The following is a 12,227-nucleotide window of genomic DNA, read 5'->3' as shown; positions in this document are numbered from 1 at the left end:
GGACCGGGGACACCGGCATCCGCCCGCCATGGACGATCAGGCGAGCGCCGACGCGATATCGGTGTGGGCAAAGTCCTCCCCGACGTAGAGCAACGGCTCGCGGCGCTGCTTCGCGAGCGCATAGCTGAAGCAATCTCCGAGGGTGAGGCGCGCGGGATGCCCGGATCCGCGCCCGTAGTCGCGGTACGCCTGTCGGGCGAGTGCCGCGTGTTCCGCCGAGAGCGGCACGATCTCCGGCGCCAACCCGTCGATGATCGCGTCGAAACGGGCCGAGCGGACGGGATCGCGGGTTCCGTCGGCGGCGATCGCGGCCTCGACAAGAGTCGCCGCGGAGATCGCGACGTGCGCGGCGTGATCGATCGCGTCCGCCAGCGCATCCGCGTTCGGCTCGCGCAGCAACATCGCAATCAGGGCAGAGGAATCGAGGATCACTGAGGCAAGCCCGTCTTTTCGTCGTAGAGCTCGGCCTCGATACGACGCAGATCGACACCGTCGAACGCCTCCTGCGCCTCGGCCAGGGCCGTGCGGAACTTCTGCGACCGCTCCGCGCGCAGGTCTCCGGATTCGAGTTCTCCCAGCTTCTCGCGAACGGCCATCTCGACGGCGGACGTCTGGCTCACCCCGAGACGATCTGCGAGTTCCCGGACGGCCGCGTGGACGTCCTCGTTCTTGATGTTCAGGCTCATGGTGGAGATTCTACCCTTTCATTCCTCCTTTCTACCTTTCCGTGTCGGAAGCCCCACTTACCGTGTCGTTCACCGAAGAAAGGGGTCCACCATGACCGACATCTCCCCACCTCCCCTCACCGCGCAGGAACAGGCGTGGCTCGCTCAAGAAGACGCTCACGTCGCCGACACGATCCGTTGTCACGGCGTGTGCCTGCAGATCATCGGCGGGGGGACGTGTGCAGTTCCCGGATGCGGGTGCTCCACCGAGGGTTCACTCCCGTTCGCGTACACGATCGGCCTGTTCGGGATCGCGCATCCGGAGTTGGTGGTCGTCGGCCTCCGGATGCCGGTGCTCGCTACCGTTCTCAACGAGGCGGCGAGCCTCGTCCTGGACGGGGCGCGCTTGCTTCCCGGGATGGAGATCGAACTCACCCGCTGGGATCGACGCCTTCTCGTCGAAGAGGTGCCGAACCCCGGCGACATCGCGTTCGGTGCCAACCGGCACTATCAACGGCCACGCGAAGCATCGGTGCCCCTCCTGCAACTCTCGTGGGCCGACCGCCGAGGGCGCTTCCCGATGGATCCCGCGTTCAGCGGCTCGAAGCGCGCGCAACCGCGCCCGGGCACGTGGGATGCCTGGTGATCATCCCGCTCAGCACCACTTGGCCGCGAGCGCCGTGACGACCGTCATGGCGCGGCTCGTGGTGACGCCCAACAGCTTCGCCGCTCGAAGTGGATCGACGACGCCGTCTTGGTATCCGGGATTCAGCAGTGCGTGCGCGGCGCGATCGCGGACGACCATCTGTCCGTGCGTCGACGCGGTGCCCTCGACCGCTGCGACCTGGTCGTCCTCAAGGGGCTCCTTGAGGAAGTAGACATAGTGGCGGGCGAGGCCGGGATGCGCGGCATCCAACGCGACCCCCTCGGCCGCGACCGCGGCGAACTCGGTCGCCGAGAACGCGATCGTCGGAACCTCGAAGCCGCGATCCATCTGAAAGGCGCGCTCCAGGGCTTCCTCGATCTTCGCGCGCGAGCGCAGCCGCGTATCGAAGCGGACGTTTCCGGTGTTGATGTGGGTCGCGGCATTGTCGAAGCCCGCTGCTTCGACGGCCGCCCGGATGTCGTCTTTCGGGAACACACGCTTTGCACCCAGGTTGATGGCGCGAAGGAACGCGAGGTAGGTCGTCACTCGGCCATTGTGCACCCGGGCGCCGACGTGCGAGCGCGTGCCGGCGCCGGCCTCCGGTCAGCGCACCGGCCTCGCCGACCGGGCTACAACCGCACGACCTCGACGACACGGACGACGGCTGTGCCTTCCTCGACGGATGCCGCGAGATCCACCTCGGCGCGGATCCGCCAGTCGTGGTTTCCGTCGGGGTCGTCCAGCGTCTGCTCGACGCGCCAGGCGTCCGGAGCCTCGGTGATCTCGCACAGGTGCGGCGAGCGGGCCGGACCGCCGGTCAGCAACTGGTCGTGCTCGTCGTAGTACGCGTCGAGCTTCGCCGGCCAGTCGACGTCGGGATCGAGCGCGACCAGGGCGTCGTCGTCCTGCAGCGCCGCGAGCTGCACGCGACGAAACAGCTCGTTGCGCACGAGCACGGTGAAGGCCCGTCGATTCGTGAGCACCGACGGCGGCGCGGGCGGGACGATCGGCGCATCGGGATCGGCGGCAGGGTTCACGAGGGCCGACCACTCGTCGACCAGGCTCGAGTCGACCTGACGGACGAGCTCGCCCAGCCACTCGATGACGTCGAGCAGCTCATCGGTGCGCGCGTCGGCCGGCACGGTCTGGCGGATCGCCCGGTAGGCATCCGACAGGTAGCGCAGCACGAGCCCTTCGCTGCGCGCCAGCTGGTAGAACGACACGAACTCGCCGAACGACATCGCGCGCTCGAACATGTCGCGGACGACGGACTTCGGACTCAACTCGAAATCGCGCACCCACGGCTGGCTGGAGGCGAACGTCTCGAACGCCTGCGCCAGCAGGCCCGCGAGCGGCTTCGGCCACGTGACCTCCTCGAGCAGCGCCATCCGCTCCTCGTACTCGATGCCGTCGCGCTTCATCGCCGCGACCGCTTCACCGCGCGCCTTGTACTCCTGCTGGTTGAGGATCGCGCGCGGGTCATCGAGCGTGGCTTCGATCACGCTGACGACGTCGAGCGCGTAGTGCCCCGTGCCGATGCCGCCGGATGTCCGCAGAATCTCGACATCTCCGTCGGATTCCGCCGTTTCGGCGCGAAGTTCGTGCCGTTCTGCGGCGGAGAGGTCATCCTCCGGAGCAAGGAGTTCGATCGCGGCGAGCGCGAACGGCGACAGCGGCTGGTTGAGCGCGAAGTTCGGTTGCAGGTCGACGGTGAGCCGGATGCCGCGAGACTGCCCGTGTGTGCCGCTGGAGGCGTCCAGATCGGACACAGGCGCGGTTTCGCGGGGCGGGGGGACGATCTCCACGATCCCCGCGGTCACCAGTGTCCGGAAGATCGCGATCGCGCGGCGCGCGAGGGCGTACTGGCGCGCGCGCGGCTCGTGGTTGTCGAATACGAGCGAGCGGACGTGGCCGAAGACATCTCCCCCGCGCCCGATCACGTTGATGAGCATCGCCGCGGTGAGTTTGAGCTGCGGGACGAGCGCCTCGGGCTGGGCGACGATGAGCCGCTCGAACGACCCCTCGCCCCAGTTGACGACCCCGGTCGGGGCTTTCTTGCGGACGATCTTCTTCCGCTTGGCGGCGTCATCGCCGGCTTTGCCCAGCGCGACCGCGTTCTCGATCTCCCACTCCGGGGCCATCACGACGACATTGCCGTAGGGGTCATACCCCGCGCGCCCGGCGCGACCGGCGACCTGCTGGAACTCTCGCGCGCTCAGCTGGCGCATCTTGGTGCCGTCGTACTTCGACAGAGCGGTGATCAGCACGGTACGGATCGGGACGTTGATACCGACGCCGAGCGTGTCCGTTCCGCAGATCACCCGCAGCAGCCCGCGTTGGGCGAGGGTTTCGACCAGACGGCGATAGCGCGGCAGCATCCCGGCGTGGTGCACGCCGATTCCCGACCGGACCAGGCGCGACAACGTTTTGCCGAACCCCGTGGTGAATCGGAACTCCCCGATCGCGTCGGCGATCGCGTCGCGCTGCTCGCGCGTCGTGAGCTTGACGGATGCGAGCGCCTGCGCGCGCTCGAGCGCCGCCGCCTGCGCGAAGTGCACGATGTACACGGGCGCCTCGCCGCGCTCGATCAGAGCCTCGAGCACCTCGTGCACCGGACGGCGTTCGTAGGAGAAGTGCAGGGGCACGGGGCGTTCGACGCCGGTGACTTCGGCGACCGGGCGACCGGTGCGCCGCTCGAGATCGGCGGCGAGCTCGGTGACCTCGCCGAGCGTGGCCGACATGAGCAGAAACTGCGCGCGCGGGAGCATCAGCAGCGGCACCTGCCACGCCCATCCACGGTCGGGATCGCCGTAGAAGTGGAACTCGTCCATCACCACCTGATCGACGGCGGCGTCCTCGCCCTGGCGGAGCGCGATGTTCGCGAGGATTTCCGCCGTGCAGCAGATGATCGCGGCATCCGGATTCACCGATGAATCGCCCGTGACCATGCCGACGTTCTCGGCTCCGAAAATCTCGACGAGGGCGAAGAACTTCTCGCTCACGAGCGCCTTGATCGGGGCCGTGTAATACGAGCGCCCGCCGGCGGCCAGGCATACCGCGTGCGCGGCGATCGCCACGAGCGACTTTCCGGTGCCGGTCGGGGTCGACAGGATCACGTGCGCCCCCGAGACGAGTTCCATGACCGCTTCGTCTTGCGCCGGGTAGAGCGCGATGCCACGGTCGGTCGCCCAGCCCACGAACGCGTCGTATACCTCGTCGGCCGACGTTTCGGCGTCGAGTCCCTCCATGAGCGCGGTCATCCCTCGAGTCTGCGGCATCCGCACCTGACTCGCGGACGCCACCCACCGGTGAGGCGGCACATCCGTGACGAGACGCCGTGGCACACCTGCCGTCTCAGCGGGAATCTCGCGTCTCGCGAGAGCCCGCGCACGGTCAGTCGCGCCAGGTCTTGGCCTCCAGCACGCGCGCGGCGGATGCGGTCACTTCCGCGGCGAAGGCCGGATCGGTCTGCGCGCGCGCGAGCACGGCGTCGTACATGACCGGGAGGAGCGACGGGTCGGCCGACACGAGCACCAGGTCGATTCCCGCTTCGATCGCCCGCACGGCGCGATCGGCGGGCGGGATCCCCTGCACCTGCGCGGCGGCGGACAGGTCATCGGTCGTGATCACACCGGTGAACCCGATCTGCTCGCGGAGGATCCCGGTCACGACCGTCGACGAGAACGCCGCCGGGTTCGCCCCGTCGATCCGGGAGTAGACAGCGGTGCCGACCATGACGATGCACGGCCCGCCGGCGATCACCTGGCGATACACCTCGACATCGGGCGAATCTGCGCCGACCACATCGTCGACGACATTCGCCGTCGTGTCGGTGTTCGCCGTCACCCGCCCGAGCCCGGGGAAGTGCTTGAACGTCGGCAGGATGCCGGCGGCCCGCATTCCTGCGGCGAACGCGCCCGTGTGGGCGGCCACGGTCTGCGCGTCATATCCGTACTGGCGCCCGAGGGCTCCGATCGGCGGATTGTCGAAGCGGGTGTCGTGGCTCGTGACGATATCGGCGACCGGCGCGAGGTTCACGTCGACGCCCGCGGCGGCAAGCTGATCGCCCCAGCGCTGCGCGTTCTGTTGGAGAACGGATGCCGGATCGTCCGCCTGGCGGATCGCATACGGAATGTCGTCGACGCCGGGACCCCGCACGACCTGCACCTCCCCACCTTCCTGATCGGTCGCGACCCAGAGCGGAATGCCGCCGGTCGTCGCGTCGGAGACGAGGGCCGTGAACTGTGCGACGACCGGGGCGACCGCTCCGGCGCCGCCCTGCGTCCGCCCGTGCAGAAAGATGCTGCCGACATGGCGCTCGGTCACGGCAGAGAGCGTGTCGGGCGATGCGGACGCGACGTCGGTGCCGACCATGAACACCTGGCCGACCTGCTGTTCGAGAGAGAGCGCGTCGACCGGTTCCGGAGTGGGCGTCGGGGTGGGAGTGGGCGTCGGGGTGGATGCTGTCGGCGGAGCCTCGGTGGCAACCGGCGCCGCCGCGGCACAGCCGGCGAGGGCGAGGAGTCCCACGGCAAGAACCGCCCACACCCGTCGCATGCGGCCATCCTCTCCGGTCACGGCGCGAAGCGCCACCTCATCCGGTCCGCTCGGGGGCGTGCAGCCGCGCGAGGTAGCGCTCCGCGCGCAGCGGCACCCCGCGGTGGTCAGCGAGGGAGACGAAGACGGTCGCCGCCGTGGCGAGCGGGATGGTCCAGGCGGCTGGCTGGGCCAGGTACGGCGCGGCAAGCCCCACACCGCCGATGGCCGCGTGGGCGATCAGGGCGAGACCGCTGGTGACGGCGCCCGTGAGCATGCCGACGATCGCGCCCCGCGCGGTGAGTCGCGACCACCACACGCCGAGCAGAAGCACCGGCGACAGACTCGACGCGGCGAAGACGAACACGACGCCGACACTCGCGACCAGGCCCGCGGGCTGAGTGAGGAGAGCGATCGACAACGGCACGATCGCGCAGATCACGGCCGCCAGCCGGAACGAGCGCACCGAACCCGAGAAGGCATCCTGACTGACGACACCGGCCAGCGACACGACGAGTCCCGCCGAGGTCGCCAGGAACGCCGCGAACGCCCCCGCGACGACGAGAGCGGTGAGCGCCTCCCCGATCGGACCGGGGAACACGCGTGAGGGCAGGACGAGCACGACGGTGTCGGCCAGCCCCGGCTCGGCGAGGTCGGGGGCCAGACGCCGGGCGAGCAGGCCCATCACGCTCGAGACGATGTAGAAGATACTCACCATGACGATCACGAGCACCGTGGTTCGACGCGCGGAGACCCCGGTCGGACTCGTGTAGAACCGCACGAGCACGTGCGGCAGACCCATGGTTCCGAGCAGCAGGGCCAGCAGAAGGGATGCCGTTTCGTAGGCGTCGATGCCCGCCGGTCCCGCCGACGACGGGAAGACCACAAGAGGGTCCGGCTCGTACGGGCCGCCCGAGACCGCGAAGACGATCAGGATGACGGGCACCAGGAGCGCGGTGAGTTTCAGCCAGTACTGGAATGCCTGCACGTAGGTGATGGCCTTCATCCCCCCAGCGGCGACCGTCCCGGCGACCAGGACCGCGACGAGCACCGCGCCGACCCAGGTCGGCAGCTCGGCGACGACCATGAGCGTGAGGCCCGCTCCGTGCAGCTGAGGCACGATGTACAGCCAGCCGATGATGAGCACCGCAATGCTCGTCAGGCGCCGCGCGGCAGTCGAGTCGAGCCGGGCTTCGATGAAATCCGGAATCGTGTACGCGCCGCTGCGCCGAAGTGGAGCCGCGATGAACACCAGGACGAGCAGGTACCCGGCGGCGTATCCGATCGGAAACCAGAAGCCTCGTGCCCCGTCGAGGAGCACGAGACCGGACAGGCCGAGGAAGGTTCCGGCCGAGAGGTACTCGCCACTGATGGCCGACGCGTTCCAGATCGGGCGCACGGTGCGGGAAGCGACGAAGAAATCGCCCGTGGTCCGCGAGACGCGCAGCCCGTAGATGCCGATCAACACGGTCGCGGCGGCGATGAGCGCGACGGCGAAGATATCGAGCGTCGCGTTCACTCTTGCTCCCGCAGCGACCGGTAGCGACGTTCATTGCGGGTGGCGCCCCGCGTGTAGAGCACCGCGAAGATCGCGATGACCGGATAGAACGCGAACGCGTGCAGAAGCCACGACAGCGGCACACCCACGAGAGTGAGACGGTCGAGCTCGGGGATCGCGGTGATCGCGATGGCGAGGGCGAGGGCGACGATGACGAACCCGGAGATCGTGCCCAGCGCGAGCCGCAACTGGCTCGTGCGCAGCGCTCGGGCGTACACGGCATCCGCTTCGGCGACCGGCGCGTCCGGCACGGCGATGCCGCGCGTGACGGGTGCGGGCCGGCGAGCTCCGTCCGACGCGGTGACGCGCACGCGCCGCGGGGCATCGGTCACCGTGACCCGCCTCCGACGAGCACGTCCCGCACGGTCGGGAGCAGCCGCCTGCTGACCGGCAGCGCGATGCCCTGCACCGTGACCGTCGGTTCGGCGCCGGTCAAGCGCACTTCGCTGACGGCCGCCGCCTGGACGAGGTACGACCGGTGCAGGCGAACGAACCCGGCGTCGGTCCACCGTTGATCGAGCTCGGAGATCGGGATGCGCACGAGGTGACCGAGACCATCGTCGGTATGCAGCCGCGAGTAATCGCCCTGCGCGTGCACCCAGCGCACGTCGCTGCGACGCACGAAGCGCACGGTGGTGCCGACCGTGATCGGCAGCACCTCGTCGCCGGTTGCATCGCTCGGTGAGCTCAGCTCGACGGCGCGGTCGATTGCACGGCGCAGACGCTCGACGCGCACCGGCTTGAGCAGATAATCCGCTGCGCGCAGGTCGAAGGCATCCACCGCGCGCGCCTCGTCGGCCGTGACGAAGACGATCAACGGGGGTGTGGAAAGCGCCTCGACCGCGCGGGCCAGGTCGAGTCCGGACAATCCCGGCATGTGGATGTCGAGGAAGGCGACGGCAAACACGCGACCCGACAGCAACGCCAACGCGTCGGCGCCGGAGGCAGCGGTCACCACGTCACCGATCCGCGCGTCCGCGCGCAGCAGATGGGCGAGTTCGTCACGGGCGGGCCGTTCGTCATCGGCGACGAGAACATCGATCATGCGGGGTCCGTTTCGTGCTGGGGCTGCGACTTCGGGATGCGCATGCGCACGAGCGTGCCAGCGCCGGTGTTGGTCTCGACGACCAGACCACCGTCGGCTCCATAGAGCTGACGCAACCGTGTGTCGACGTTGCGAAGACCGACATGGGCTCCCGTGTCGGTGGCGCTCAGCAACGCGCGCAGGACCTCGGGGTCCATGCCGACGCCGTCGTCCTCGACAGTGATCTGGGTGTGTGTCGCGGCATCCTCCGCGGCGATCAGGATCGTCCCGCCGCCCTCGCCCGGCTCGACGCCGTGGCGGACGGCGTTTTCGACGAGCGGCTGCACCGACAGAAAGGGGATGACCGTCGCGAGCGTCTCCGGTGCGATGCGCAGCGTGACGCGAAGACGGTCTCCGAAGCGGGCGCGCTCCAGCGCCAGGTACGAGTGGATGCTGCCGAGCTCCTCGGCGACGGTCGTGAACTCCCCCTGACGACGGAACGAGTACCGGGTGAAGTCCGCGAACTCGAGCACGAGGTCACGAGCCCGCTCGGGTTCGGTGTGGATGAACGAAGCGATCGCCGTCAGGGCGTTGTAGATGAAGTGCGGTGAGATCTGCGCGCGGAGCGAGCGCAGCTCCGCCTCGGCGAGCGCGCTGCGCGAGGCGTCGAGCTCGCCGAGGGCGAACTGTGCGGCGCACCAGTCGGCGACTTCCCCCACCGCGCGCACCAGCGGAGCTCGCACGGGCGCGGCGAAAGCGACGACGACCCCGGTGATCTCTCCGTCGACCGTGATCGGCGCGCCCACGGCCTCGAGCCCCTCCGTCGAACCCGTCGCCCTCGGAAAGACCTGGCGGCGGCCGGTCGCCCGCACCTGCGCGGCGATGCGTGCAGCCGCCGAGCCCAGCGCCTCCGACGCGGCATCGCCGTGCCCGTCGAAGGCGACGACCTCGTCACCGCGGACGAGAGCGACCGCGCTGGCGCCCAGAAGGACGCGGAGATGACGCGTGGCGCGAGGGACATCGGGTCCGCTGAGCCCCCCACGCAAGTGCGGAGCCGCGAGGCTCGCGAGGTGCAGCGCACGATAGGTCGCCTGTTCCGCGTCGCCGCCGAGATCCGCTTGGCCTTTCGCCAGGCGCCGGGCCAGGAAAAGCAGGACCGTCAGCACGACGCCGCCGACAACGCCGAGCACAGCGGCGAGGACGGCGGCATCGGTCACAGGCTCAGCCTAGGCAGTGGCCTCCGACGAACGGGGTCAGCAGCACCGCGCACCGGGATTGCGGTCCTGGTCATCCATCTTCTGACGCCAGAATTGCCGCTCGGTCAACGGCGCCTCGTCGGGATGGTGCCGCCCGTGATGCGCCGCGTAGGTCGCATAAGCACTGTCGCCCATGAGATTCGACATGTACCAGCGGATACCGCGGCCCACCCGCGCGACGCTGTCCAGCGTGCGTCGCGCGGGTGTCCGGGGGGTCACCGGATCCGCGTGGTCGGTCATGTCAGTGCGACCGTCGGGCCAGAGCTTTGCGCTCCTCGGCGAGGATCGGCTCCCACTGCTTCTCGAGCTCACGCTCGGAGGCGGTCGGGATGAGACCGGCCGGGGCGTACCGACGCGAAGGGACCGCGGCATCCTCGGTGTTCTCGCCACCCCCGGCGCGGAGCGCTTTCACGGTCACGACGAGCGCGGCAGCGATCACGACGATCGAGAGCGTGACGAAGATGATCGACAGGGTGCCCTGCACGGCCGTATTGCGGATGACCGCGGCGACGACCTCGGGGGTTCCCCATTCGTCGGTCCCGGCATCCTGCGCGGCACGGTACTTGAAGTGGTTCGCCCAATAACCGATCGCCGGGACGGGCGAGAAGATCTTGTAGCAGGATGCTGTGATCGTCACGACGGCTGTGAACGCGAGCGGGAGAGCGACGATCCAGAGCCACTTCACGTAGCTCTTGCCGCGCTTGGCAACGATCGACAGCACGACCGACAGCGCGATCGCTGCCAACAGCTGGTTGGCGATCCCGAAGAGCGGGAAGAACGTGTTGATGCCGCCGAGCGGGTCGGTCACGCCGAGGATGAGGATGTAACCCCATCCGGCGACCATGATCGCCGTGCAGATCCACACACCGGGGCGCCAGCTGACGTCACGGAACTTGGGAAACACGTGGCCGAGCGTGTCCTGCAGCATGAAACGCGCGACACGGGTACCGGCGTCGACCGCGGTGAGGATGAACAGCGCCTCGAACATGATCGCGAAGTGGTACCAGAACGCCATCATCGCTTGCCCCCCGAGGGCCTGCTGCATGATGTGCGCGAGCCCGAGCGCCAGCGTCGGTGCGCCACCGGTGCGCGAGACGATCGACTCCTCGCCGACGTCGGCGGCGGTGCCGATGAGCATCTCCGGCGTGAGGTTCACGCCGGTCAGACCGAGCGAGTTGACGAAAGCGACCGCGCCCTCGACCGTCCCGCCGGTTGCGGCGGCCGGAGCGTTCATGGCGAAGTAGATGCCCTGGTCGATCGAGATCGCGGCGACGAGCGCCATGATCGCGACGAACGATTCCATGAGCATGCCGCCGTAGCCGATGAAGCGCGTCTGACGCTCCTTCTCGATGAGCTTCGGTGTCGTGCCCGACGCGATCAGCGCGTGGAAACCGCTGAGCGCGCCGCAGGCGATCGTGACGAACAGGAACGGGAAAAGGGGTCCGGCGAAGACGGGTCCCATACCGTTCTGACCGAAGATCGACACGGCAGGGACCGAGATCTCGGGCCGAACGATGATCACCGCGACCGCGAGCAGGCCGATCACGCCGATCTTCATGAAGGTTGAGAGGTAGTCGCGCGGCGCGAGCAGAAGCCACACCGGGAGGATCGCGGCGATCGCACCGTAGATGATGATCCCCCACGCGATCGTGGTCTTGTCGAGGTGGAAGATCGCCTGCCCCCACTCGGTGCCGGCGACCCAGCCGCCCCCGACGATGGCCGCCATCAGCAGCACGAAGCCGATGATCGAGACCTCGCTGACCTTGCCGGGGCGGAGGTAGCGCAGGTACACGCCCATGAAGAGGGCGATCGGGATCGTCATCGACACCGAGAAGACGCCCCACGGGCTCTCGCCCAAGGCGTTGACGACGACGAGAGCGAGGATCGCCACGATGATGATCATGATCAGCAGCGAGGCGATGATCGCGGCGGTGCCGCCGATGCGGCCGAGCTCCTGCCGCGCCATTTGCCCGATCGTGCGGCCACCGCGACGCATGGAGAAGAAGAGCACGAGGTAGTCCTGGACCGCGCCGGCAAGGACCACACCGACGATGATCCAGATGGTGCCGGGGAGGTAGCCCATCTGTGCCGCGAGGACGGGGCCGACCAGGGGCCCGGCGCCGGCGATCGCGGCGAAGTGGTGGCCGTAGAGCACGCGGCGGTCGGTGGGGACGTAGTCGCGACCGTCGGATTTCACTTCGGCCGGGGTCGCGCGGCGGTCGTCGGGGCGTGTGATGTAGCGCTCGATGACCTTCGAGTAGAAGCGGTAACCGATCAGGTACGTGCAGACCGCGGCGAACACGAACCAGATCGCGTTGACGGTCTCGCCGCGGACGACCGCGAGCATGACCCACGCCACGCCGCCCAACAGGGCGATCGCGACCCAGACGATCACCTTCAACGGTGTCCACCGGCCGTCGCGGGCCTCTTGCTCGGGCGTCACCGAGACGGGAGGAAGCGCCGAGCCGGGTCCGTCATCGGCGAGAGCGGCGCGGCCCCGATCGGGGCGGCGCGAAGAAGGTGCAGTCATTGGATCTCCTGA

Annotated in this window: 12 protein-coding genes; 1 reads left to right on the top strand and 11 read right to left on the bottom strand. The window is 68.8% G+C overall.

All coding sequences use genetic code 11. The features are described 5' to 3' along the window. Nucleotides 1–36: 36 nt before the first annotated feature. Both Q0653_RS07375 and Q0653_RS07370 read right to left on the bottom strand, forming a co-directional pair. Entirely contained in the window at nucleotides 37–432 is a 396-nt protein-coding gene (locus Q0653_RS07375) for a type II toxin-antitoxin system VapC family toxin (RefSeq protein WP_298744535.1), read from the bottom strand. After that, entirely contained in the window at nucleotides 429–686 is a 258-nt protein-coding gene (locus tag Q0653_RS07370; RefSeq protein ID WP_261606783.1) for a type II toxin-antitoxin system VapB family antitoxin, read from the bottom strand. Before Q0653_RS07370 ends, Q0653_RS07375 begins: the two co-directional genes overlap by 4 nt. Before the next feature lie 91 nt (nucleotides 687–777). On the opposite strand from Q0653_RS07370, the gene Q0653_RS07365 reads away from it, so the two are divergent. Beyond that, entirely contained in the window at nucleotides 778–1,311 is a 534-nt protein-coding gene (locus Q0653_RS07365) for a DUF4262 domain-containing protein (RefSeq protein WP_298744533.1), read from the top strand. Nucleotides 1,312–1,320: 9 nt separating this feature from the next. Here the strand turns inward: Q0653_RS07365 and Q0653_RS07360 are convergent, their stop codons facing one another. The 9 genes from Q0653_RS07360 to Q0653_RS07320 all read right to left on the bottom strand — a co-directional run bounded on the left by Q0653_RS07360 (nucleotide 1,321) and on the right by Q0653_RS07320 (nucleotide 12,215). Next, the gene (locus Q0653_RS07360) at nucleotides 1,321–1,857 is read right to left on the bottom strand and encodes a DUF1697 domain-containing protein (RefSeq protein WP_298943843.1); all 537 of its coding nucleotides are present in this window, start codon (nucleotides 1,855–1,857) and stop codon (nucleotides 1,321–1,323) included. A gap of 83 nt (nucleotides 1,858–1,940) precedes the next feature. Continuing rightward, complete coding sequence (locus tag Q0653_RS07355; protein WP_298943841.1) at nucleotides 1,941–4,571, bottom strand: DEAD/DEAH box helicase; 2,631 nt, start codon at nucleotides 4,569–4,571, stop codon at nucleotides 1,941–1,943. A gap of 133 nt (nucleotides 4,572–4,704) precedes the next feature. Then, nucleotides 4,705–5,868, bottom strand: coding sequence for a glycoside hydrolase family 3 N-terminal domain-containing protein (locus tag Q0653_RS07350; RefSeq protein ID WP_298943839.1), 1,164 nt, complete (start codon nucleotides 5,866–5,868; stop codon nucleotides 4,705–4,707). A 37-nt stretch (nucleotides 5,869–5,905) separates the two neighbouring features. Further along, entirely contained in the window at nucleotides 5,906–7,366 is a 1,461-nt protein-coding gene (locus Q0653_RS07345; protein WP_298943837.1) for a cation acetate symporter, read from the bottom strand. Beyond that, nucleotides 7,363–7,737: a heavy metal transporter gene (locus Q0653_RS07340; RefSeq protein ID WP_298943836.1), complete on the bottom strand. Its 375-nt coding sequence runs from the start codon at nucleotides 7,735–7,737 to the stop codon at nucleotides 7,363–7,365. Before Q0653_RS07340 ends, Q0653_RS07345 begins: the two co-directional genes overlap by 4 nt. Further along, nucleotides 7,734–8,450: a LytTR family DNA-binding domain-containing protein gene (locus tag Q0653_RS07335; RefSeq protein ID WP_298744521.1), complete on the bottom strand. Its 717-nt coding sequence runs from the start codon at nucleotides 8,448–8,450 to the stop codon at nucleotides 7,734–7,736. The genes Q0653_RS07340 and Q0653_RS07335 overlap by 4 nt, the downstream gene beginning before the upstream one ends. Further along, nucleotides 8,447–9,646 carry a sensor histidine kinase gene (locus tag Q0653_RS07330; RefSeq protein ID WP_298943834.1) on the bottom strand — a complete coding sequence of 400 codons (1,200 nt, stop codon included), beginning with the start codon at nucleotides 9,644–9,646 and terminating at the stop codon, nucleotides 8,447–8,449. Before Q0653_RS07330 ends, Q0653_RS07335 begins: the two co-directional genes overlap by 4 nt. Nucleotides 9,647–9,682: 36 nt before the next feature. Next, entirely contained in the window at nucleotides 9,683–9,925 is a 243-nt protein-coding gene (locus Q0653_RS07325) for a YbdD/YjiX family protein (RefSeq protein WP_261606792.1), read from the bottom strand. A gap of 1 nt (nucleotide 9,926) precedes the next feature. Further along, nucleotides 9,927–12,215, bottom strand: coding sequence for a carbon starvation CstA family protein (locus Q0653_RS07320; protein WP_298943833.1), 2,289 nt, complete (start codon nucleotides 12,213–12,215; stop codon nucleotides 9,927–9,929). Nucleotides 12,216–12,227 lie beyond the last annotated feature (12 nt).

It is taken from the genome of uncultured Microbacterium sp. (assembly GCF_947488465.1).
Taxonomy (GTDB): domain Bacteria; phylum Actinomycetota; class Actinomycetes; order Actinomycetales; family Microbacteriaceae; genus Microbacterium.
Note: the sequence above shows the minus strand (reverse complement) of the source record. Positions and strands in the feature narration are given on the sequence as shown.

Bases quoted from the DNA above. Each gene is read 5' to 3' on its own strand.
- Q0653_RS07370 (WP_261606783.1), bottom strand. From the start codon at position 686: ATGAGCCTGAACATCAAGAACGAGGACGTCCACGCGGCCGTCCGGGAA.
- Q0653_RS07365 (WP_298744533.1), top strand. From the start codon at position 778: ATGACCGACATCTCCCCACCTCCCCTCACCGCGCAGGAACAGGCGTGG.
- Q0653_RS07355 (WP_298943841.1), bottom strand. From the start codon at position 4,571: ATGACCGCGCTCATGGAGGGACTCGACGCCGAAACGTCGGCCGACGAG.
- Q0653_RS07350 (WP_298943839.1), bottom strand. From the start codon at position 5,868: ATGCGACGGGTGTGGGCGGTTCTTGCCGTGGGACTCCTCGCCCTCGCC.
- Q0653_RS07335 (WP_298744521.1), bottom strand. From the start codon at position 8,450: ATGATCGATGTTCTCGTCGCCGATGACGAACGGCCCGCCCGTGACGAA.
- Q0653_RS07325 (WP_261606792.1), bottom strand. From the start codon at position 9,925: ATGACCGACCACGCGGATCCGGTGACCCCCCGGACACCCGCGCGACGC.
- Q0653_RS07320 (WP_298943833.1), bottom strand. From the start codon at position 12,215: ATGACTGCACCTTCTTCGCGCCGCCCCGATCGGGGCCGCGCCGCTCTC.